Raw genomic sequence first — 23,727 nt, forward strand, 5'->3', positions numbered from 1 at the left:
AAATAAAAAAGACCATCTAAAATCTAACATTCAGACGGCCTTTTTTAATTGATTCAATTATTTCTTCGCAGGATCAACTTCGCTCACGGCTTTTTGCGATTTTTCATCCATTTCCACTTTAATATTGTGGTCAACCACCACATTCATATTAATAGTGATGCCTTCCTTTGGCGTATCCAATTGAATGGTTGGAGTGCAAGCTGTGAGTGTAAACATCGCCGCCCAAATAAAAAAGTACGGTTGAAATTTAAGGTGTTTTATCATTTGTCTTTGTCTAATTGCTTATAAAGTTTATATTGAAGATTTTGTTCAAATTGTGAGCCGTAGTCAATCATATTCCACAATTCAAACATATTTTCTTGGTGCGTATAATTCAACGTTATCGGATTATGAGTTTGCTTGGTTGGATTAAATCCGCTAATACTCGCACGCAACGTCATTTGCCCTTTAGGATCGAGCGTCACCGCCGCATGGGAATTTTGCAGTTCCATTTCTTTTAATAAATCTACCAAAATATTCTCTGTCCAACCGCCTTTTTTCAGCCCTTTCACCATTTCATCCGTTAATTTGATGGACACATTTCCCACTTGTTCTAACGTGCCATTACAAATCAAACATTCCTTATGTCCGAGCCAAAATGGCAGGGTCGCATTCGCGCGGCCGGTTAAGGTTACTTGATTATATTGTGCCAAAGCTAACACTTGGGCTAAATCGATATTGGTAAAAGAAAGTGTCGCCATTTTACTTTGTGGGAAAGTGAGCTGAGGTACTGTCAATTCACCATCAAATAAGGAAAGTTTCACATTTTTTAAGATAAGTGGATTTTTCATGGTATTCGGATAGCGCCCGAATAAATCCAATTCCCCATTTGCAACAGAAAGCGCGCCATAGCGAATATTTTTAGTCGAAATATGAATAGGTTTGCCCGCAGCCACTTGTAATGCATCGTTTTCATAATTCATTGGGAAACGAATATTCAAGCCATACACTTCACCATCTGGCATGGTGATTTTGCCGCCTTTCAGATTCAGCTCTCCGCCCATTTTCACGCCATTGGTATTAATCACGAATTTACTCTGTCCTTTGATGCTTCCCTCATGGATTAACCAGTTCCATTTTTGTGGGAAGAGTGATTGGAATACTTTTGCGGATTGTTCTTTCCAGCTTATTTCACCTGAAAGTGCACTATTCTGATATACACCCAAAACATCTAAAGGCCCAAGCGAGCCCGCCTTTAAATCACCTGCAAAATTGAAGTTACCGATACTCTTACCATCAATGCCTAAGCCAAAAACAGGCGAAACAAAACGACCGCCATAAGCCAGCTCAATCCAATCAGTTTTCGCTTGTAACAAGCCTCGAATATGTTCTTCTTCATAATCCCAGCGGAGTCGATCTTTAAGTTCCAATGAAAGTGGCGCCATTTTTACCTCTTTCATTTTGACTTCTTTGGAATGAGCAGAAAGTTGATTTAATTCAATATGATCGGCTTCCCAAAATCCTTTACCTTCCATTTTGACTGGCGTATTTAAGGATTTCCAGTTTGCACTTCCATTAATAATCCAATCCCAACGGTTTGTCGCTTGTTTTTCCACCGACTGTAACTTATGTTCTTCATCTCGGAAGTCAAACACGGTTTTAATACCGGCAATAAACTCGTGGGCGTTTCCGTCTAATTTTAAATTGAGATTTTCAAACTGCGGGGTTGTGCCATTCAACGTTGCTTGCAAACGCCCTTCTAAGCCGTAACGACCGATAATAATGTCATCTAACGGTAAACGAACATGTAATTTGGTATCGGGTTGTACAGTATCCATTTTAAAGACCGACCCCGGATAAAAATACACCACGAGATGCGTAAAAATCCCACCTAGATGATAAGTTAAATTGGTGAGTGCCACAGTCGAGTTATAACGCAAATCCCCACGTGTTTTCAGCTCAAAATCCAATTCATTATTATCATCGCCACCACCGATTTCGCCATTTTTACCTGAAATCACGATCTCCCCTTTGCCCATTTCGCCAAAGGTTTGCAAGATCACGTTCATATCAATGCTTAACGGCAATAAGCCTTCTGCCGCACGGTGAATAGATAACCCAAGGAAACCTTTAATCGGTTGATAGCTGTCGAAGGTCCAATAAAATTTCCCCCATGAAATATCCAAACCGTCTTTGGTAAACACAAAAGGCACATCCAACAACGGTGAATTTGCTGTTAAATCTTGAACATTTAACTGACCATCCGCCCCTTGCCATGACACTTTTGCCTCGCCTTTGGTTACAGCAAGTTCTGGGTTATTCCAATTGAATAAAACATTTCCTTGTTGAGGGAGTTGAGAAAGATCGGGCTCAAAATTTGCAGTGAACTGAAGATCATAGGTTTTATCGCCTGCTTGTTTGATATCGGTATTGCCCGTCCATTGGAAGATCCCATCTCGTGGCGTGACAGTGGATTGATGATGCAGCTCAAGGCCATCATTATTCGCTTGAGCTTCAAGGGCTAATTGGTTGCCATTATAGTTGGCATCTAACGCCCAATCAGCCGATAAAAAAGGCTGCAATGCGGCTTGTTTCAGTGCATCGGTATTTGTTAATTGAAAGTGTTTAACTTTGACATCAGAAATAGGTAATGCCGCCCAAAGTGCGGTCAAATTTGGTGGTGTTTTTTCAGCATTATCACTGGGTAAATGGGTTAAACAATCGTAATCTAAGCTAGCCTTTTCAACGTCAAGACTATGCGTATTCCACCAAGTGAGTTGCGTATTATTGAGGTTTACGAGGGTACATTGTTCTGTTTTCACTTTTAGCTCGGGCAGCGTTAAACCTGTCGCTTTCCATTGCCAGTCATCAGCTAATTCAATGTGATAATGGGGTGCTAAAAAATGATTTGCAAGTTGTTCCACACGTTTCGGGGTCGCAAAAACGCGCACTAAGCCAACGCTTACTACGAGCAAGAACAACAAAATAATCAAAGCCCACAGGCAACGCTTTCGCATAGTTTCCCCAATTACGCGATAAATAAATGAACAGAGGCGTATTCTATCTTATCTCGTCCCAAATAGCTCAACTAACTTATCCCCAAAGAAATAAAATACTAATCCAAAGGCGACAATAATTAAGCCGATAAATTTCGTGATATTGACTTCTCGAATCGGCATACCGATAAGACCAAAATGATCGATAGTAGCTGCAGTAATTAATTGTCCGACGATGATAAAAAATAACATCGCGGTAATGCCTAGCTTAGGTGCAAGCAAAACCGTTGTGAACACGACAACTGCACCGAGTATCCCACCAATTAATTTCCACCAAGGTTGTGAAGGGACGGTTGATAAATTGCCCCATAAATCGGTTTTTACCCAAGCAATAAAAAAGAGAACGATTGTTCCCACTGCAAAAGAAATGAAGGTCGCGATCACCGCTTCACCACTCATGGCTTTCGCGAGTTGTGTATTAATTGCTGATTGCGAGGCAAGTGCAACACCTGCCGCTAAGGCGATAATGAGATAAACAAAAAACATCGAAACTCCCAACAGAAAATTTGGCTTATTTTAACCTTTTCCTATTTGTCTTGTCGCGAAATGCTTTCCATTCGATAAAAATCGTCCAAAAATCAACCGCACTTTGCATTTCATTCATAAATACCTCAAAAGTTGTAAGTCATCTTACCTGTTTATTTGATCTCGATCACTATTTGACTATTCTTTATTTGACGGTAATCTTCAAATCCATACACTAAACTCCATTCAGAGCAATCGTTTGCGTAATGCGTATTGAAAGCAAAATAGACTGATTTTATCAACTCAATGGGAGGAATATCCATGACCCACATTATCGTTGCAACGCACGGTAAGTTTTCTGAAGAAATCGTCAATTCCGCCGCTATGGTGTATGGCGAAGATGAAAACTGCCATGTCGTGACTTTCTTACCGGGTGAAGGCGGTGAGCATTTAATCAAGAAATACAATGCGATTATTGCCACACTGCCTGAAAATGAACCGGTGCTCTTTTTGGTCGATTTATTTGGTGGTAGCCCTTATAACGCGGCAAGCCGAGTTGCCAGTGAAAGGGATAATACCGATATCGTCACCGGCATTAATCTACCGATGTTGCTAGAAGTACTTGATGCTAAAGATGGCGCTAGCTTAGATGAATTGGTAGAAACCGCGAAAGAAGTCGGGGTCGCTGCCGTGAAATCCTTCCGTCAACCTAAAGAAAGCAAGCCTGCTCCAACGCCAGCCTCTAAACCAGCTGAAGCACCAAAAACCTCTCCAAATCCAACCGCACTTTCTGGCAATATGAACATTTCCTTGTTGCGTATTGATAGTCGTTTAATCCACGGTCAAGTGGCAACCTCTTGGGCGAAAGCAGTGAAATGTGAAGCGATTTTTGCGATAAATGATGATGTGGCGAATGATGCGCTTCGTCGTGATTTATTACTCCAAATCGCGCCTGAACATTTGAAAGCTTATGTGATTCCTGTGGAAAAAGCCATTAAGGTGTATCACAACCCGAAATATGCAGGTAAAAATATTCTTTGGTTAGTGACCAACCCAACGGACATCCTGCGTTTAATTGAGGGTGGCGTGAAAATTGATAAGGTCAATGTGGGCGGTATGACCTATCGCGAAGGCGATAAACTTATTTCTCAAGCCGTTGCCGTCAACCCAACAGATGTAGCGGCATTTAAACAGCTTTTAGATAAAGGCGTGGAATTAAGCTTACAACAAGTGGCGAGCAGCCCGAAATCAATGCTCACACACAAAGAGCTTGATGCGATTCAATTTTAATTACGAGGACAATTCATTATGACAACAATGGAAATTATTTTAGTCACGCTCGTTGCCGCCATTTGCGGAATGGGGAGTGTATTGGACGAACGTCAAACCCATCGTCCTTTAGTTGCTTGTACCCTAATAGGCTTAGTATTAGGTGATTTAGAAACCGGTATTATTGTCGGTGGTACCCTTGAATTAGTGGCATTAGGCTGGATGAACGTGGGTGCAGCAATGGCACCAGATGCGGCATTAGCCAGTGTGATTGCGACTATCCTTGTCATCAAAGGCGGACAAGATAAAGGGAGCGCATTAGCGATTGCGATTCCGGTAGCGGCGGCAGGTCAAGTATTAACCATCTTCGTTCGTACTTTAACTATCTTCCTTCAACACAAAGCCGATGATTTTGCCGCAAAAGCGAACTTCCGAGGTATTGAATTCTGTCACTTTAGCGGCCTTGCATTACAAGCGTTACGCGTGGCAATTCCAACCTTCTTCGTTGCGTTAGTAGCAGGTACGGATACGGTAACCGAAGCATTGAACGCGATTCCAGAAGTGGTTACTCGCGGTTTACAAATCGCTGGTGGTTTTATCGTGGTCGTCGGTTATGCGATGGTCATCAATATGATGCGTGCAGGCGCATTAATGCCATTCTTCTTCCTAGGCTTCGTGATCGCCTCTTTCACCAATTACAACCTTGTAGGTCTCGGTATTTTAGGCACATGCTTAGCGATGATTTACATTCAATTAAACCCACGTTTCCATCAATCTACTGCACCACAAGCAGTTGCAAAACGTGAATTAGCTGACGATGAACTTGAAGGACTATAAGGAAGAAATTATGACTGAACAAACTAAAAAATCATTAACAAAAGGCGATATTCGTAGCACTTACTGGCGTTCAACTTTCTTGCTAGGTTCCTTCAACTTTGAACGTATGCAAGCAATGGGTTTCTGTGTATCCATGATCCCAGCCATTAAACGTCTTTACAGCAAAAAAGAAGATCAAGCAGCGGCGTTAAAACGCCACTTAGAATTCTTCAACACTCAACCTTGGGTAGCATCATCTATCATTGGTGTTACTGCGGCGATGGAACAAGAACGTGCGAACGGTAACGATATTGATGACTCAGCAATCAGCGGGGTGAAAGTCGGTTTAATGGGACCATTAGCCGGTGTGGGTGACCCAATTTTCTGGGGAACATTACGTCCTGTATTGGCCGCACTGGGGGCAGGTTTAGCCATTACTGGCAGCCTTTTAGGGCCATTACTTTTCTTCATCGGTATCAATCTTTGCCGTGCAGTAACTCGTTGGTATGGTTTCAAATACGGCTATGAAAAAGGTACCACAATCGTTAACGATATGGGTGGCGGTCGCTTACAAAAATTGACGCAGGGGGCGTCTATCCTCGGTCTCTTTGTCATGGGCTCACTGGTATCGAAATGGACAAGTATCAACATTCCATTAGAACTTTCCCGCTATAAAAACCAAATGGGCGAAGAAGTGGTGACCACTGTGCAAAGCGTGTTAAATGACCTTCTCCCAGGTCTTGCAGCGTTAGGTTTAACCTTCTTATGTATGTATTTATTACGTAAAAAAATCAACGCCATGTACATCATCTTCGCCTTATTCGGCGTAGGTATTTTAGGCTATCATTTTGGTGTGTTAGCGTAATATATTATGATATTGCCTTCCCTCTTTCGCTTGAGGGAAGGCAAATTTTTTAGCATGACATATAAATCCTATGAACTGGAAAGATCTCATCAAGCCACCACCGGCTGAAGGCTATATTAAAAATTCATCCAATTTAGTGACCGCACTTTTTGTTCTGGCGGGCATTCTTTATTACCCCACTAATGGCTATGGCGCCGTCATCGCTTTAATTGCCGCATTAATTGTATTAATCGGACAAAAAATGCTGATTGCTCAAACCAATAAAGATTTCACTGAAATGCAATTAGCCGAGAAGCAATTCCAAGAAACCCAAAACAGTGATTACCTTCGCTTTATTGAAGCTCGTGCCACCCAAATGTTGCGCGACAACAAAGTCCTTTCCGAAAAAGGCAAAAAAGAGCTGGAAAGATTGCTGTCTGTCGTTAAAACGCATTTAGCATAGCTGCTCCAAAATAATCATAACTTTTGGCTATATGAAATAAGCTTTTCTTCTTTTTCTTATTTAAGTTAGAAAGGTATTATCAAGCGGAAATTTATGATTTATCCCTTAGGAGTAGTTTATGTCTCAATTTAAAATTCACACCATTGAATCAGCACCTGAAGCAGCACAAGAAGCCTTAAAAGCCGTACAAAATGCCAATGGTTTTATTCCAAATTTAATTGGTGTTCTCGCAAACGCCCCTACTGCACTTGAAACTTATCGCACAGTGGGCGGCATTAATGGTCGTAACAGCTTAACGGCAACAGAACGCGAAGTGGTGCAAATTACTGCGGCTGTAGTCAATGGCTGTGGTTTCTGTGTAGCTGGCCACACAAAGATCGCTTTAAAAGTATTAAAACTTGAAGAAGAGCTTGTAAACCAAATTCGTGCAACTGCTCGTATTGAAAGTGAGAAAAAACTCGATACTTTAGCGCGTTTTACTCTTGCTGTTATTTTACAAAAAGCAAAATTAACGGAAGCGCAGCTTAAAGCGTTCTTTGATGCGGGTTATACCCAAGAAAATGCCATTGATGTGATTTTAGGTGTCAGCCTCGCCACATTATGCAACTATGTGAACAATATCGCTGAAACGCCAATCAACCCTGAATTACAGGCATTTGCATAATCAAGCCAATATAAAAAGTGCGGTCCAAAATGACCGCACTTTTTTATTCCTTCACAAATTGTTTAATTTGATCTGAATTCAAATGTCCTGGTTGTGCTTTGATAAGGTTTAAATCTTTATCCAATAGCAAATTAAACGGGTAGCCTAATACATTGGCTCGTTTAATGATTTCACCCTTTTCATCCAATAATACCGTGATATTTTTGTAATCCAGACCTTTATACCAATTGATAAATTTTTGGCTATTTTGTTCGTTCTTTTGTCCAGGTGAGGCAATTGTAATCACATTAAAATTAAGATTTTTTTCAGCACTAAGATCATCAATTTCCGCTAAACCAGCCAAGCAAATTGGACACCAAGATGCCCACATTTTGATATAAAGCGGTTTGCCTTGATATTGTGATAAAGAGACGGTTTGATTATCCAACGTTTTCAACGGAACATCAGCCAAAGACACCTTCTCTTGTGCAAAACTCAATGGACTCAAAAACAATAAAAGTGCGGTCAATATTTTTCTCATTTTTTCCTCTTATTTCACAAAGGGAATCAAATCGCCATAGCCTTGTTTTTCCATTTCATCTAATGGAATAAACTTAATCGATGCGCTGTTGATGCAATAACGTAAACCACCTTTATCACGAGGGCCATCATCAAACACATGACCTAAATGGGCATGGCCACTGCGACTCAACACCTCAATGCGAGTCATATTAAAGCTATTGTCTTTTTGATACTCCGCCACTTCAGCGGCAATCGGTTTGGTAAAACTTGGCCAACCACAACCGGATTCAAATTTATCTTTAGAAGAAAATAATGGTTCTCCCGTGGTGATATCCACATAAATACCCGGCGCGAAATTATCCCAATATTCGTTACTAAAAGAGCGTTCAGTATGTTTACCTTGCGTCACATCATATTGAAGTGCGGTCAATTTTTGCTTTAATTCTGCATCACTTGGTTTTGGATATTTTTTATCATCAATTAATGGCTCATCGGCTTTTTTGATGTCAATATGGCAATAACCATTCGGGTTTTTCTTGAGATAATCCTGATGATACTCTTCCGCCTCCACATAATTTTTCAGCGGTTCTACTTCAATTTGAATCGGCACTTGATATTTACTTTGTAAGGTTTTTAATGCCGCTTCAATAACGGCTTTATCTTGCTCATTTTGATAATAAATGCCGGTGCGATATTGTCTGCCTCGATCATTGCCTTGCTTGTTAATACTGGTTGGATCGATAACGCGGAAATAATATTGCAGTAATTTATCTAACGAAATTTTATTTGGATCGTAAGTGACTTTCACCGTTTCCGCATGATCTGTCGCATGCAATAATTGGTAGTTAGTGGTATCACCTTTTCCATTGGCATAACCAGAAACAGCATCAGTCACGCCTTGAATTCTTTCCATATAAGCTTCTAGTCCCCAAAAACAACCACCGGCAAGATAAATAATTTGTTGTTCTTGTTTACTTTCCATTGTCATTTTTTGCTCCTTTGATGATTCTGTGTGATCAGCATACGTTAAACTACTTTGCAAACCGCCAAAAAGTGCGGTCAATATGAGAAATGTTTTTGTATATTTCATTTTCTTTCCTTATTATAGAAAAATCTTCAGCTTGCATTTCATTAGACGAAGACAAGCCCATTTTCTTACAAAATAAGGCAATTTTTTACCGCACTTTGTGCAAGGAACCTTTATGCCAAACATACATCTCCGCAATAATTATCAAAAAGCTGTTGTTTGTATGGTGTTAGCTTACATCAGCATTGCCTTAATGGGTGTATTTGTAAAATACGCCTCTGATGAATTACCGTCCAGTGAAATTTTATTTTCCCGCTTCTTTATTGGTTTTGTTTTTCTCTTGCCCTTTTTAATTAAAGATGGCGATTTCAAAGTCGATATGTCGCAATGGAAGTTTCTCATTTTGCGTAATCTCGCTGGCATTGCCAGTATGTTGCTAACCTTCTACGCCATTAAATATTTGCCGATTTCTATTGCGATTTTATTGATGAATACGTCCGCACTTTTTGTGCCTTTATTGCTGTTTTTCTTTAAAGTCAGAACGCCATTAAAAGTATTAGCTTGCAGTTTTATGGGGTTTATCGGTGTATCCATCATTATGCTGACCAACGGTTCAATGAATATCAACCCTATCCATGTAGGCTATGCGTTAGGTGCTGCAGTATTGGCGGCCATGGCATTTATCAGCTTACAAGAGCTCAATAAACACAACTCACCTAAAAATATCGTGTTTTACTTCCACTTATTAGGCTCGATTTTATTGCCACTCTTTTTCATCACGCAGTGGAAAATGCCAACATTACATGGATTTACTCTGCTACTTTTAGTGGGCGGATTCGGTCTTATTTTCCAATTATTACTCACTCGCGCCTTTAAATACGCCCCTGCCAATGTCATCACGCCTTTTGCTTTTACTGGCGTGATTTTCTCCAGCATCTGTGACTGGTTCTTCTGGGATAACGTACCAAGCCTAAATTTCTGGATTGGTTCATTAGTCATTATTATTGCCGTCAGTTTACTTGCCAGAATGCGGGCAAAATAGAGAAATCCGACCAAATAGCTAGAATATAACTATTCTCAATAACATTGTTTGAGTGTATAATCCAAATGCTTTTTATTATTGAGGACACAACATGAAAAAATTATTCAAAACTACTTTAGCTTCCGCATTATTAATGGTATCCGCATTCGCTAGCGCCGTGACGGTTAAAGATGCGAAAGGTGAATTTACCCTTGATAAAACCCCAAGCCGTGTTGTGGTATTGGAATATTCTTTTGTGGATGCTTTAGCCCAAGTCGGTGTAAGCCCAGTAGGTGTGGCTGACGACAACAAAATCGATCGTATTTTGCCGCAAGTGCGCGAAAAAATTGCTGCATGGCAATCCGTTGGCACGCGTTCTCAACCGAGTCTTGAAGTGATTGCTTCTCTCAAACCCGATTTAATTATTGCTGATCCATCTCGCCATACTGCAGTATTTGAAGAATTGAAAAAAATTGCGCCAACGGTGATGTTTGATTCCCGTCATGAAAGCTACCAAGAAAATCTTGAAACTGCGCAGAAAATTGGTGATTTAGTCGGTAAAAGCGCTGAAATGAAAGCGAAGATCAATGAACATAATGATTACATTGCCAACATCGCAAAAAATTTAGGTGTACAAGGCAAAAAAGCCTCATTTGGTACTTCCCGAGAAGATAAATTTAATATCCAAAATGACAATGGCTATGTGGGTAGTTTCTTAACGACATTAGGTTTTGCGCCAACTAAACTCAATAGCGATCAAGCTTTCGTAGAAATCAACCTTGAACAATTAGTAATGGAAAAACCGGAATACTTGTTCATTGCCCATTATCGTGATGAAAGCATTGCCCGCAAATGGGAAGCTGAGCCACTTTGGAAAGCTATTCCTGCCGTAAAAGCAAACCATGTTTACAGCGTTGACGCTGACATGTGGGCTCGCGGTCGTGGCTTAGAAGCGAGCAAAATTATGGCAAAACAAATTGAAGGTTTCGTGAAACAAAAATAATGATGAAGTCCACTTTCCGTTGGGGACTTCCCCTTATCATTCTGGCTTTCCTATTATGGGGAAGCCTGTTTTTGTATTATCCCATCGAAATTCGACCGCTTGCAGCGTTACAAGCGTTCCTCCCCGATGGCGATGAAATTGCCAAAATTACGGTAACCGATTTACGCCTACCGCGCGCATTAGTTGGCATGATTTTAGGTGCCAATCTTGCGGTGGCGGGGGCGTTGTTACAAACCATTACGCGCAACCCGCTTGCTTCACCTACGCTACTCAGCGTGAACTCTGGAGCTAGTCTTGCCATGGTAACCGCCAGTGCGTTTAGCCCCTTGATTCTTTCTGGTTATAGCATTGCCTTAGTGGCTAGTATCGGCGGCGGTCTGAGTTGGTTTGTGGTGATGCTGATCAGCAACGGATGGAAAGATAATAGTGGAGATCGTAGCCGAGTGATTTTAGCGGGGATTGCCGTATCACTACTTTGTGCCGCGCTCACGAAATTGGTGCTCATTATCGCGGAAGATCATGCCTTCGGTATTATGAGCTGGCTAGCTGGCGGCATTGCACATGCCCGTTGGAATGAATTATTGACGTTATTTCCGTTCTTTATTTTGACCGCACTTTTCTGCCTGCTTTTTGCCAGTCGTTTGAATTTACTCAATTTAAGTGATGAATCCGCTCGTTCGCTAGGTATCAATCTCTTCCGTTTACGTTGGTACGCTAACATCATGGCGTTATTGATTGTGGGCTCCAGCGTAAGTGTTGCCGGCCCTGTTGCGTTTATTGGCTTACTCGTGCCACATCTTGCCCGCTATTGGATTGGTTATGACTTGCGAAAATCACTCCCTATGGCGATGTTACTCGGCGCAATTTTAATGCTCTCTGCAGATACCATTGCCCGAGCGGTCAACTTCCCTAGCGAAGTGCCTGCTGGTGCGGTGCTTGCCTTAATCGGTGCCCCAGTCTTTGTATTATTTGCCAGAGGAAGACACTAATGCGAGCTTCTCATGTATCTTTTCGCGCTATCGGCTTTTATGTCGTCACGCTCAGTCTGATGGTACTACTCTTTGGATTGAGTATTCGACTTGGCACTTATACGCTTTCTTTTGAGGAAATTTGGGCGGCCTTTCAGCCTGACGATAAAAACTATTTTACCTTGATGGAATATCGCCTACCTCGTGCGGTATTAGCGATTTTATTAGGCGGAGCCTTAGCGATTTCCGGTGTGTTAGTGCAAAGCGTAGTACGCAATCCACTTGCCTCTCCCGATATTTTAGGGATTAACAATGCGGCAGGGTTAGTTGCTGTTTCGGTATTGATGTTCTTACCAAACTTAGCATTTTACTGGATGCCAATTTTTGCCTTTTTAGGTGGAGTGCTCTCTTTTGTCATTTTATGGATCGTGTGCGGTTTTAACTTCCGCCCTATCAAAATGGCAATCATTGGGGTCGCATTTTCCGCATTATGGGCAGCGATTAGCCATTATCTAATGCTTACTAATCCGGTCGAGATCAACACGGCAATGTTATGGCTCACAGGAAGCCTGTGGGGGCGCAGCTGGTCTTATTTGAATGTGGTATTACCATGGCTAGTGGTATTGCTGCCTTTACCATTTATTTTCTGTCGCGATCTCGACACCCTTGGTTTAGGTGAAAACAAAGCCTCCACCTTGGGCGTGACCGTAAATAAAGTGCAAATCAGCGTTTTAGTGCTAGCAGTCGCCCTTTCTACTACAGCCGTGGCAATTTGTGGTCCGATTGCCTTTTTAGGCTTAGTTGCTCCGCATCTCGCCCGTCGTTTAGTCGGCGGCAGACATCGCACCCTATTACCGGCAGCCTTAATTATTGGCGCCCTCTTATTACAACTTTCGGATATTTTGGCGCGGGTGATTGCCCCACCAACTGAACTACCAGCGGGTATTCTGACCGCGATTATCGGTGCGCCATATTTCTTCTACTTATTGATGAGAACTAAATAATGAGCATTGAAATCAATAATTTATCTTTAGGTTATCAAGATAAACTCGTAGTTAAAAATCTGTCACTAAAATTCCCGAAAAATAAAGTGATTGCGTTAATCGGCCCAAATGGTTGCTGTAAGTCCACCACATTAAAAGCGGTGGCTCGATTGCTTAAGCCAAAGCAAGGCTCAATCACCCATAAAGGCAAGAACATTTGGCAAAAAAGCCCTAAAGAATATGCCCAAGAATTGGCTTTTCTCCCGCAGCAACACTTGGTACCAGAAGGCATTAAAGTGCGCGAATTGATCACTTACGGGCGTTCGCCTTACTTAAACCTCTGGGGTAAACTCAGTCAAAAAGATGAAGAATTGGTGACTTGGGCGATGGCGCAAACCCAAACTGCAGAACTCGCTGAACAGCTGGTTTCCGATTTATCTGGTGGTCAACAACAACGGGTATTTTTAGCCATGACTCTTGCGCAAGATGCCGAATTAGTGCTACTCGATGAGCCTACCACTTATCTTGATTTAAACCGCCAAGCAGAACTCATGGGCATGATGCGACAAATGCAACAAAACGGTAAAACCGTGATTACGGTATTGCATGATCTCAACCAAGCCTGCCGCTATTGCGATTACTTAATCGTCATGAAAAAAGGTGCCGTAATGGCACAAGGCACACCTGATGAAGTGATGACCGAAGAGTTGCTGAAGGATGTGTTTGATTTGGATGTCATCATTCATCGTGATCCTATCAGCAACACACCGATGTTTATTTTGAAATAACTTTCAATCACTTCTCTAAATATCAAATAGGCGATTTATTTTACTAGAACGCCTATTTTTTATCCCCCCTCCATTTATACACAATTAATATTTTCCATCGCCTGCAAAGAGGTCGGACCTCTTTGCAAAACTTACACTTCTTTACACTGTCTGAAATAACGAAGCACTAGATAATTATTATTAAATATAGTGGAACTAAAAAATGAAATCTCTATCCCATGTCTTTAAGGCTGTGCTATTAGTAGGTGTCAGTACCTCAGTAGTACAGGTTGCCTATGCCCAAAATTCCTCTATTGATACCGAACGAGAAAATATCATCATTTTCTCTCGTCAAGGAGATACCCAATTAAATCAAGCTATTCCAAAACTTGAGGCCTTATTTAAGAGGACGCACGATGTGAAAGTGCGCGATGATTTAATTACACTCTATCTGAGGACGAATCAATCCGCTAAAGCACTTTCACTTTGCGAAAGCTGCGCACCCGCGCAATTTTCCCAAAATGAACTCGAAAATTTAGGCAAAGCCGCTCGAAATGAAAAACAATACGATCGTGCCATTGCATTCTATTCCCAATTGCAAAAGCAATACCCTGATAATCCAAATGGCTGGCTTGGTGGCGCATTAGCTTTCACAGAAACCAAAAACTACAATGCGGCAAAAAATGCACTGAGTGTTTATAAAAAACGTTTTGGACAAGATAACGCCTATCTTGATGCAGAAAGTTATTTACTTGATTTCACCGAACCCGACATGGCTAAACTTGGCCGTTGGCAACGTCAGTTAGAACAAAATCCGAAAAATATCACCTTAATGAGAGAGTTGTATCGTTTAGCATCGAAATACAACCTTCAACCATTACAAGAGAAACTACAAAAAGCCTATCCTGATCAATTCAATCAAAAAGACATGATGTGGTTTGAGCATGGTAAAACGATTACCTCTTCAAAAAATGCGACAACGCCTACACAACAAGAAAAATCATTTGAAGAATTGACCGCACTTTTGGCCAAAATTAATCCTGAGCATCCTCTGTATCAACAAGCATTGCAAGATCGTTTTGTGATGGGTGTTCGCTTGAATAAATTTGATGAAATAGAAGACGATTTCAATACATTACAGGCTCAATCTAATGTACCTGCGTATTTAGAAGAAGCCTTTGGTGATTATTGGGCAGCAAAAGGCTCACCACACAAAGCATTAGCAATTTATCAATCAATTGAACAACAAGCCTTAAACAATAAACTCGCTGTGAGCGATGGCTTACTTCATAAACTCTCTCTGACCGCAAGCGATGCAGGCAAATTTGAATTGGCGCAACAATATTTAGAGCGTATGAATTCAAATATTTATATCAATGACTATACCCGAACATCAAAAATTCTGAATCCAGGCTACGATTCTCGCTATTTTGGTTTAGCTCGTTTAGCGTTATGGCGTGGTAACAGCAAATTAGCTCAGCAACTTATTGATGATCGTCTATTTAACAAAACGCCTGGTGATCCATGGGTTATGTTGCAAAAAGCGGAACTTGAGCGAAATCGTGGCAACTATGATGATGCCAAATTATGGGCGGAAAAAGCCGGTTATTTTTTGAGTAAAAATGATCAGCAAGAAGCTCATAATAACCTGGCTGAAACTGCCTTAAGTCAAAATGATTTACCAACAGTTTCAAAAACGATTGATGCAATGAATGAAGAACAACGTCAGTCAGCACAATCCCTTATTAAGCATTATGAACAAGCGCGTTCTGGCAAAATTGTAGGGAGTGTCGGCTTACAGCATCGCACCTCACCAATCAGTTATAGCAATGAAAGTAGCCAAGATTATGCGATTTACACACCTAAAACAGCAAATGGGCACGATCTCTACGTTCATTACTTAGAAACTCGCTCCCCTTATGACAAAGAAAGTCTTATTTCTCGCCGAATTGGTGTAGGAACAGAGCTCAATTTCTATCCACTCCAAGTGAAAATGGAAGGCGGGAAAGGCATTAAGCTTAATGATAAAGCCTATTTCTCTACAGAGGCAAATTATACCCTCAACCAACATTGGTCATTTAATTTAGGCGCCAATATTAATGGTAGTGGCACCCCAGTTAAAGCCATCAATAAAGGGGTGTATACCAAAGATATTGGTTTCTCTACCACGTATTCCTATTCCGATATTTTCCAAGCTGGGCTAGGTGGTAGCGTCATGAAATTTGATGACGGCAACTTAAGAAAAGAAGCCAATTTCTGGTTGAATCTCAATACATTCAAACATGACCGTTGGGCGCTAACCAACAATTTCAGAGTCGATTACAGCAAAAATAAAACCATTGATTCTGCTGAATATTACAACCCATCAAAAGCGACAAGCTTGGAATTCGGTGCGGATTTAAGTTACTACCAACCACTTAATTATGGCTTAGTCTTAAATCATCACCTGAAAGCCAGTGTGGGTGCTTATAAACAGGCAGAACTCAGTCGAGAAAAAATGTGGTCGATTAGTTACGGACACCAATGGCGTGTTGGTAAAAAATTTGGCGTGTCTTATGAAATTGGTCGTAAAAAGAATATTTACGACGGCAGTGCTGAATTCAACAATTTCGGAAATTTAAACTTCTCTATTTATTATTAAATACTTAAGCGGTATAACTTTATGAGATCTCTAAAACATTTTGCAAAAATCATTATTTGCACGCTTTCCCTTTTTTCGGTTTTTGCCTTTGCGCAAGATCGTTATGGCGTATTAGCTTATCACTCTGTTGTAGATGAAAGTGCGGCTGAAAATCAAAAACATTATTTTCCTCAAACGATTTCAGCCCAAACCTTAATTAAACATTTTAATTGGCTAAAAGAAAACGGATACAACGTGATCAGTTGGCAGCAAGTTATCGATGCTGAAAATGGTAAAGGCACATTACCTGATAATGCGGTATTGCTAAGCTTCGATGATGGCTATGAAACCATGTATAACGTGGTCTTTCCTCTATTAAAGGCCTATAACTACCCTGCTGTTTTTGCGCCAGTGACAGGCTGGTTAGATACGCCGGCAGATCAAAAAATCGCTTATGCCGATAAAATGTTAGATCGTTCCGTTTTTGCCACTTGGTCGCAAGTCAAAGAAATGGAACAAAGTGGGCTCGTTGAAGTAGCCTCACATACTCATAATCTTCATAGCGGTATAAATGCCAACCCATCTGGTGGTCAATTACCCTCAGTGATTGCACCTGAATATAAAAACGGAAAATATGAAACTGAAGATGCCTACAAAAACAGATTGAAATCTGATTTCACTCGTTCTGTTCAAACGTTAGTCAATCATATCGGTAAGAAACCACGTGTCATGGTGTGGCCTTATGGACAATTTAATGATGTTGCTGTGCAACTTGCACGACAAGCAGGAATGCCACACTATTTCTCATTAGGTGAAAAAATCATCAATAAAGTGGGCGATAAACATATTGGACGCTTATTACTTAATGCAGAAACCGATCTAAATACCGTTAAAAACTATCTTGATGGCATTGATGAAAGCAAACAAATTCAACGTGTGCTACATGTTGATTTAGACTATGTCTACGATGCAAATAAAGCTCAACAAGCCAAAAACCTTGATAAATTAATCGAGCGTATCTATCGCTATGGTGTGACGACAGTTTATCTTCAAGCTTTCTCCGATCCTGATGGAGATGGTGTAGCGGATGCCTTGTATTTCCCTAATAAATATCTTCCTGTTCGCGATGATATTTTTGGTCGAATTGCATGGCAATTACAAACACGCGCAGGCGTACAAGTTTATGCTTGGATGCCTGTACTCGCCTTTGATTTACGTAAAAATGTAAAAGAGGCGGAATATGTCATTGATAGCCGCACGGGCAAACCTTCAACAAAGGCCTATTTACGTCTTTCACCTTATAACAAACAGAATGTTGAAATCATTAAATCCATTTATAACGATTTGTCATTCTACGCAAAATTTAATGGCATTTTATTCCATGATGACGCGTTCCTAACCGATTTTGAAGGTGCAGAAGGTAATCACGCTGAAGGTATGGTTAGCCCACAAGCAAAACAAAAAACACAAGATTTAATCCAATTAACCCATCAACTCACCGATGCGTTAAAACCTTATTTCTTGCGTGGTTCATATTCTCTTAAAACGGCTCGTAATCTTTATGCATCAGTGATCACGAATCCAAATGCTGAAGAATGGTTGGCACAAAACTTAAAAACACTCACTGACAATTACGATACCACTGCCATTATGGCGATGCCATACATGGAAAATGAACAGCCTATTTCACAAAAAGAAGCCTATCAATGGTTTGCTTCTCTCATTGAAAATGTGAAAGCCCAAGCGCCATTAGATAAAGTCTTATTTGAATTCCAAGCGGTGAATTGGCGAACTCAAAAACCAATTCCTGAATCCGAATTGATTGATTGGATGATGCTATTACAAAAAAATCATATTTATAGCTATGGCTACTATCCGGATAACTTTTTAACAAACCAACCGGATATGAACAAAATGAGACCGTATTTTTCCGTAAATACGAATGCAGGGAAAAAATAAGGATTGATCATGAACCAACAATTCTTAGAAGCAGTGAGTATCTTCGTATTCATGTATCCTGCCGGGATGGCAATATATTGGGTGACTGCAAGTCTGTGTTATTACCTGTTTATGGAAGGAAAACTCGGGCAACCAACTTTCCAACAAATGCCCAAAGAACGCGTTCCTATGGTCAGCATTATGGTGCCTTGTTATAACGAAGGCGACAACTTAGATGAAGCCATTCCTTACTTGCTTCAACTCAGATATCCAAACTATGAACTCATCTTTATCAATGATGGGAGTAAAGATAACACAGGTGAAATTATTGAACGTTGGGCAAAAGCTGACGAACGCATCGTGGCGCTTCACCAAGAAAACCAAGGTAAAGCCAGCGCATTAAATCATGGCTTGTTAGTTGCTAAAGGTGAATATGTGGCCTGTATTGATGGCGATGCCGTATTGGATTTCGATGCGCTCGATTACATGGTGCAATCCCTCGAATTAAACCGTGCTTATGGCGCCGTTACAGGAAACCCACGCGTACGTAACCGCAGTACTATCCTAGGTCGCTTACAAGTGTCTGAATTTAGCTCCATTATTGGTTTAATCAAACGCGCTCAAAGCCTAATGGGAACGATCTTCACGGTATCTGGAGTATGCTGCCTATTTAGAAAAGATGTAATGGAAGAAATTGGTGGCTGGAGTACCAATATGATCACCGAAGATATTGATGTCAGTTGGAAAATCCAAACAGCCGGTTACAACATTATGTATGAGCCTCGTGCCTTATGTTGGGTATTAATGCCTGAACGTCTTTATGGCTTATACAAACAGCGTTTACGCTGGGCACAAGGTGGCGCCGAAACCATTCTCAAATATTTTCCTCAGGTCTGGCGTTGGAGAAACCGCCGTCTATGGCCAATGTATGCCGAATATTTTGTTACCGCAACTTGGGCAATCTTATTGGTTGCACTGGTTGCGCTTGCACTATACCGCAAGATTACTTTGGGTATAGGCATTCAAAACATGGAGTTGTTTGAAACAAATATCTCGATCATGTTTTTTTCCTTCTTCTTACAGTGTCTCTTAAGCTTATACATAGATTCACGTTATGAAAAAGGATTGATCCAATATGGAATTTCCTGCATTTGGTATCCCTATGTTTATTGGTTACTCAATACGGTAACGTTACTCGTTGGAATCCCAAAAGCGATTTTTAGAAACAAGTCCAAGCTAGCTGTCTGGACAAGCCCTGACAGAGGAGTTTAAATAATGGCAACCGCCACTTTACAACAATTGATGGTTATTAATAAAGGTAGCAGCCTTCCCTTGCTGATTAAAGCCAAAAGCTTTGTACTAGATCTAGTTACCTGGGCTTTATGGGCTTATATCATCACTTTTGTCGCGAGATATGCGGAACGCATCTTCACTAAACCGATTCTGGAAAGTTTCTTTTTCGTTGATGTGGTCAGCATCATGTTTTCTGTCTCTGCGGTATTGGTTATATTGGCTTATATTTGGTCTATTCTCACCGTAGCAAAAGAATAACTCGCAAAAAACTTAATATAAAAAACCGCACTTTGGTTTACAAATCAAAGTGCGGTTATTTTTAGAAATGTTTAATTAGATACGATATTCTCTAATTAAGCTTTTGGACCTGCTGCGATAAGTGCTTTACCTTCTGCATTGGTCGCATATTTTTCGAAGTTTTTCACGAAACGTCCTGCAAGGTCTTTCGCTTTCGCTTCCCATTGTGCTTTATCTGCATAAGTATCACGTGGGTCTAAGATCGCAGAATCTACGCCAGGTAATGCTTTTGGAATCGCTAAATCAAAGATTGGTAACTCGCCCATTTCTGCTTTTTCAATAGAACCATCTAAGATGGCATCGATAATACCACGAGTATCTTTGATTGAGATACGTTTACCTGTACCGTTCCAACCAGTATTAACTAAGTAAGCTTCTGCACCAGCAGCTTGCATACGTTTAACTAACACTTGAGCATATTGTGTTGGGTGAAGAGTTAAGAACGCCGCACCGAAACATGCCGAGAAGGTTGGAGTTGGTTCAGTAATACCACGCTCTGTACCCGCTAATTTAGCGGTGAAACCAGATAAGAAGTAGTATTTGGTTTGCTCTGGTGTCAATTTAGACACAGGAGGTAATACACCGAATGCATCCGCAGTTAAGAAAATTACTTTCGTTGCGTGACCAGCACGAGATACTGGTTTAACAATATTATCAATGTGATAAATTGGGTAAGACACACGAGTATTTTCAGTTTTAGAACCATCATCGAAATCAACTGAACCATCAGCACGAACCACGACGTTTTCTAATAATGCATCACGACGGATTGCACGATAGATATCTGGCTCATTTTCTTCAGAAAGATGGATAGTTTTCGCGTAGCAACCACCTTCGAAGTTGAAGATACCTACATCATCCCAACCGTGCTCATCGTCACCGATTAATTCACGTTTTGGATCGGTGGAAAGGGTGGTTTTACCTGTACCTGATAAACCGAAGAAGATTGCTACATCACCGTCTTTACCTACGTTAGCAGAACAGTGCATTGCACCTACACCTTTAAGTGGTAGGAAGTAATTCATCATTGAGAACATACCTTTCTTCATTTCGCCGCCGTACCAAGTACCACCGATTAATTGGATACGCTCAGTTAAGTTGAATGCAACGAAGTTTTCAGAGTTCAAACCTTGTTCCTTCCAGTTCGGGTTGGTGCATTTAGAACCATTCATTACCACGAAATCAGGTTTAAAGGTTTTTAATTGTTCTTCTGTCGGACGAATGAACATATTTTTCACAAAGTGTGCTTGCCATGCTACTTCAGTCACAATACGTACTGCGATACGGTCTTGTTCACTTGCGCCACAGAAACCATCAACCACGAATAAACGTTTGCCAGAAAGTTGTTTAGTCACAAGACCTTTCAAGCTTGACCAAGTTTCTTGAGTCATTGGTTTGTTATCGTTTTTCGCCACATCAGAAGTCCACCACACAGTATCTTTTGTGGTATCATCTAAAACGATGTATTTGTCTTTCGGTGAACGACCGGTAAAGATCCCTGTATCAACAGCCACCGCACCCGTTGTGGTAAGTGTACCTTTTTCAAAGCCTTCTAAGCCTGGTTTTGTTTCTTCTTCAAAAAGTTGTTCATAACTTGGGTTATAAACCACTTCTTTAACATCATGAATACCAACGGCTTCAAGTTCTTTAATTACGTTTTTAACATCAGTCATAGTTCACCTCTTGATTAAAGTTTAAAAATTTTTCCTACGTTTATTGTATGGGAATTGTCAAAAAAAAAATGTTAACTAGATCTCATTTTTGAACATTCATCTGAAAATTCTACCCCTTTTTAGGTGGTTTAAGAGGCTAAGATACAACAAGGTTGATTTACCCATCATATTTTCGATATAGTGAGAACTATTATCAACTCAAGACTCAATAACTATGTTCTCATTTTTGCGTTTACTCTTTTTATTTTGTCTGCTGATATTTACGCAAATCACGCAAGCAGAACCCGACTTTAAGATTCCACCTATTCAAGAAAGCATGAAAAAAATGTACCAAATTCAACAAAAAGATTTTACTTTTGAAGGCAAGAATTATCGTTTGTTTATTGCTATTCCACCGAAAACGTCGAAAAAACTGACCGCACTTTATACGCTAGATGGTAACGCTCAATTTCCAATAGCAGTGAATGCTGTCAATCCTAACAAACCTCTCCCCCTTATTGTCGGTATTGGTTATGTATCTGATAAAGCTTACGTCATTGAGGAACGAATGAGAGATTACACTTTTCCAGTAGAAGGCGCTGAATTTGCCAAAGGAGGGAAAGCTGCTGATTTTCTACGTTTTATTCAAGAAGATGTAAAACCTTACATTGAGCAGCATTTCAATATTAATAAGGAAAAACAATATTTCTTTGGCCATTCTTTTGGTGGGTTGTTTGGATTATACGTGCTCTTCCATCAACCAGATTTATTTCAATATTACACCTTGGCAAGCCCTTCTCTTTGGTGGGGAAATGGCTCATTTTTACCTCAAAATGAGCGATGGATTAGCCAAAAACCATCACATATCCTGATTACATTAGGCTCTTACGAAGAACATCCTGAACAGGATCCGAATATGACTGAAGAACAATTACAGCGTATTAATCAACGGAAACAAATGCGAACAATCAATGCGCATCAATTGGCGAAAATATTGGAAAAACAAGGCAATTCCGTAGAGTTTATTTCCATTCCCAATAAAAATCATGGTGGCTCGATTCCTGATGCTATCAAACATTGCTTGGAACAAGTTCAACAATAAAAGCGCATAAAAAAATCCCCGTTATCATGAACGGGGATTTTTCTTATTGGGCTTGTTTGAGTTTATCAATCGCTTCTTTATTGAAGAAGTAATGTGTGCCACAACATTCACACTGCATATCAATGCTGCCTTTATGCTCCTCTAAGATTTCCTCAATTTCAGCTTCTGGAATCAGTAATAATGCTGCCCCTGAACGCTCCGGTGAGCAGCCACAGAAGAAAGAAACAGCTTGTGGTTCAAACACTTCCACTACTTCTTCATGATATAAACGATAAAGCAATTCTTCTGCGGACAATCCAAATAATTCCTCATCTTTTACGGTTGCCGCTAACGTAGTTAAATGCTCAAAATCCTCCGGCGTACCTTGACCATCGGGCATAATCTGTAGCAACATTCCAGCTGCAACGGCTTTACCGTCATATTCACCTGTGCGAATAATAAGTTGGGTTTGTAATTGTTCTGAACGAACAAAATAGTCTTCTAAACATTCCGTAATGGTTGGTTTATCTAAACCAATAACGCCTTGATAACGTTCACCTTCAGTTGGAGCAATCGTAATCACTAATACGCCTTTACCGATCATATCATGCAAGCTCATGCCGTCTTGAATATCACCTTGCACACGAGCTAATGCACGAATTTGTTGCTGATCATTACCATTTACTAAGGCTAATTTTAATGGACCATCACCTTGAATTTGGACCGTAATATTACCGTTAAATTTTAATGTTGCAGTCAATAAATTCGTTGCCACCATCATCTCACCTAATAAGTTTTGTACCGCTTTTGGATAATGGTGGGTATTCAATGTATCAGTAAAAGTTTGGTTTAATCGCACCCATTCACCACGCACTGCACGGTTTTGGAAAAGGTAGCGGTAAAGTTTGTCATTGTCTTGAGTGTAATTCATTATTTGTTCCTATTTATTCTTTGAGTAAAAAGTGCGGTCAATTTTGTGAATAAATCTTAAACGTTCAAAAAAGATGTCATTTTGTTACC

Annotated in this window: 22 protein-coding genes; 15 read left to right on the forward strand and 7 right to left on the reverse strand. The window is 40.5% G+C overall.

Going from position 1 to position 23,727, the window contains the following annotated elements; genetic code table 11:
• Positions 1-57 precede the first annotated feature (57 nt).
• From INP93_RS01625 to INP93_RS01635, 3 genes are read right to left on the reverse strand one after another with little or no spacing between them, the layout of a single operon-like run.
• Positions 58-264: a YnbE family lipoprotein gene (locus INP93_RS01625; protein ID WP_197544967.1), complete on the reverse strand. Its 207-nt coding sequence runs from the start codon at positions 262-264 to the stop codon at positions 58-60.
• A complete protein-coding gene (locus INP93_RS01630) occupies positions 261-2,996 on the reverse strand; it encodes a YdbH family protein (protein WP_197544968.1) in 2,736 nt (911 codons plus the stop codon). Before INP93_RS01630 ends, INP93_RS01625 begins: the two co-directional genes overlap by 4 nt.
• A gap of 48 nt (positions 2,997-3,044) precedes the next feature.
• Positions 3,045-3,521 carry a DMT family transporter gene (locus tag INP93_RS01635; protein ID WP_197544969.1) on the reverse strand — a complete coding sequence of 159 codons (477 nt, stop codon included), beginning with the start codon at positions 3,519-3,521 and terminating at the stop codon, positions 3,045-3,047.
• Between the two features lie 300 nt (positions 3,522-3,821).
• On the opposite strand from INP93_RS01635, the gene INP93_RS01640 reads away from it, so the two are divergent.
• The 5 genes from INP93_RS01640 to INP93_RS01660 all read left to right on the forward strand — a co-directional run bounded on the left by INP93_RS01640 (position 3,822) and on the right by INP93_RS01660 (position 7,556).
• Positions 3,822-4,790: a mannose/fructose/sorbose PTS transporter subunit IIB gene (locus INP93_RS01640; protein WP_197544970.1), complete on the forward strand. Its 969-nt coding sequence runs from the start codon at positions 3,822-3,824 to the stop codon at positions 4,788-4,790.
• 18 nt (positions 4,791-4,808) lie between these two features.
• The gene (locus tag INP93_RS01645; RefSeq protein WP_005695178.1) at positions 4,809-5,606 is read left to right on the forward strand and encodes a PTS mannose/fructose/sorbose transporter subunit IIC; all 798 of its coding nucleotides are present in this window, start codon (positions 4,809-4,811) and stop codon (positions 5,604-5,606) included.
• A gap of 10 nt (positions 5,607-5,616) precedes the next feature.
• Complete coding sequence (manZ, locus tag INP93_RS01650; RefSeq protein ID WP_049364739.1) at positions 5,617-6,450, forward strand: PTS mannose transporter subunit IID; 834 nt, start codon at positions 5,617-5,619, stop codon at positions 6,448-6,450.
• A 70-nt stretch (positions 6,451-6,520) separates the two neighbouring features.
• Positions 6,521-6,892 carry a hypothetical protein gene (locus tag INP93_RS01655; protein ID WP_197544971.1) on the forward strand — a complete coding sequence of 124 codons (372 nt, stop codon included), beginning with the start codon at positions 6,521-6,523 and terminating at the stop codon, positions 6,890-6,892.
• 118 nt (positions 6,893-7,010) lie between these two features.
• Positions 7,011-7,556, forward strand: coding sequence for a carboxymuconolactone decarboxylase family protein (locus INP93_RS01660; RefSeq protein ID WP_197544972.1), 546 nt, complete (start codon positions 7,011-7,013; stop codon positions 7,554-7,556).
• 43 nt (positions 7,557-7,599) lie between these two features.
• Here the strand turns inward: INP93_RS01660 and INP93_RS01665 are convergent, their stop codons facing one another.
• Positions 7,600-8,076, reverse strand: coding sequence for a redoxin family protein (locus INP93_RS01665; RefSeq protein WP_197544973.1), 477 nt, complete (start codon positions 8,074-8,076; stop codon positions 7,600-7,602).
• 9 nt (positions 8,077-8,085) lie between these two features.
• Positions 8,086-9,147 carry a bifunctional peptide-methionine (S)-S-oxide reductase MsrA/peptide-methionine (R)-S-oxide reductase MsrB gene (gene msrAB / locus INP93_RS01670; RefSeq protein ID WP_197544974.1) on the reverse strand — a complete coding sequence of 354 codons (1,062 nt, stop codon included), beginning with the start codon at positions 9,145-9,147 and terminating at the stop codon, positions 8,086-8,088.
• A 112-nt stretch (positions 9,148-9,259) separates the two neighbouring features.
• Here msrAB and INP93_RS01675 point away from each other — a divergent pair, with 112 nt between their 5' ends.
• From INP93_RS01675 to INP93_RS01715, 9 genes are all read left to right on the forward strand, one after another.
• A complete protein-coding gene (locus INP93_RS01675) occupies positions 9,260-10,126 on the forward strand; it encodes a DMT family transporter (RefSeq protein ID WP_197544975.1) in 867 nt (288 codons plus the stop codon).
• A gap of 91 nt (positions 10,127-10,217) precedes the next feature.
• Positions 10,218-11,108: a Fe(3+) dicitrate ABC transporter substrate-binding protein gene (locus INP93_RS01680; RefSeq protein WP_197544976.1), complete on the forward strand. Its 891-nt coding sequence runs from the start codon at positions 10,218-10,220 to the stop codon at positions 11,106-11,108.
• Entirely contained in the window at positions 11,108-12,097 is a 990-nt protein-coding gene (gene fecC / locus INP93_RS01685; RefSeq protein WP_197544977.1) for an iron-dicitrate ABC transporter permease FecC, read from the forward strand. The genes INP93_RS01680 and fecC overlap by 1 nt, the downstream gene beginning before the upstream one ends.
• Positions 12,097-13,080, forward strand: coding sequence for a Fe(3+) dicitrate ABC transporter permease subunit FecD (fecD, locus tag INP93_RS01690; RefSeq protein ID WP_197544978.1), 984 nt, complete (start codon positions 12,097-12,099; stop codon positions 13,078-13,080). The genes fecC and fecD overlap by 1 nt, the downstream gene beginning before the upstream one ends.
• The gene (gene fecE, locus INP93_RS01695) at positions 13,080-13,847 is read left to right on the forward strand and encodes a Fe(3+) dicitrate ABC transporter ATP-binding protein FecE (protein ID WP_070776235.1); all 768 of its coding nucleotides are present in this window, start codon (positions 13,080-13,082) and stop codon (positions 13,845-13,847) included. Before fecD ends, fecE begins: the two co-directional genes overlap by 1 nt.
• 202 nt (positions 13,848-14,049) lie before the next feature.
• Positions 14,050-16,467, forward strand: coding sequence for a poly-beta-1,6 N-acetyl-D-glucosamine export porin PgaA (gene pgaA, locus INP93_RS01700; RefSeq protein WP_197544979.1), 2,418 nt, complete (start codon positions 14,050-14,052; stop codon positions 16,465-16,467).
• 21 nt (positions 16,468-16,488) lie between these two features.
• Positions 16,489-18,405 (forward strand): poly-beta-1,6-N-acetyl-D-glucosamine N-deacetylase PgaB, encoded by a 1,917-nt coding sequence (gene pgaB / locus INP93_RS01705; RefSeq protein ID WP_197544980.1) that lies wholly within the window; start codon positions 16,489-16,491, stop codon positions 18,403-18,405.
• A gap of 9 nt (positions 18,406-18,414) precedes the next feature.
• Complete coding sequence (gene pgaC, locus INP93_RS01710) at positions 18,415-19,656, forward strand: poly-beta-1,6-N-acetyl-D-glucosamine synthase (protein ID WP_197544981.1); 1,242 nt, start codon at positions 18,415-18,417, stop codon at positions 19,654-19,656.
• A gap of 3 nt (positions 19,657-19,659) precedes the next feature.
• Complete coding sequence (locus INP93_RS01715; protein ID WP_065420546.1) at positions 19,660-19,935, forward strand: HmsD; 276 nt, start codon at positions 19,660-19,662, stop codon at positions 19,933-19,935.
• A gap of 95 nt (positions 19,936-20,030) precedes the next feature.
• On the opposite strand, the gene pckA is transcribed toward INP93_RS01715, so the two are convergent.
• The gene (gene pckA / locus INP93_RS01720) at positions 20,031-21,647 is read right to left on the reverse strand and encodes a phosphoenolpyruvate carboxykinase (ATP) (protein WP_111327557.1); all 1,617 of its coding nucleotides are present in this window, start codon (positions 21,645-21,647) and stop codon (positions 20,031-20,033) included.
• A gap of 214 nt (positions 21,648-21,861) precedes the next feature.
• Here pckA and INP93_RS01725 point away from each other — a divergent pair, with 214 nt between their 5' ends.
• Positions 21,862-22,728, forward strand: coding sequence for an alpha/beta hydrolase (locus INP93_RS01725; protein ID WP_420026359.1), 867 nt, complete (start codon positions 21,862-21,864; stop codon positions 22,726-22,728).
• Positions 22,729-22,771: 43 nt separating this feature from the next.
• Here INP93_RS01725 and hslO read toward each other — a convergent pair whose 3' ends face one another.
• Positions 22,772-23,638: an Hsp33 family molecular chaperone HslO gene (hslO, locus tag INP93_RS01730; RefSeq protein WP_197544982.1), complete on the reverse strand. Its 867-nt coding sequence runs from the start codon at positions 23,636-23,638 to the stop codon at positions 22,772-22,774.
• Positions 23,639-23,727: the final 89 nt, after the last annotated feature.

Origin of the sequence: Haemophilus parainfluenzae, assembly GCF_014931415.1 — a bacterium.
Classification (GTDB): domain Bacteria; phylum Pseudomonadota; class Gammaproteobacteria; order Enterobacterales; family Pasteurellaceae; genus Haemophilus_D; species Haemophilus_D parainfluenzae_AF.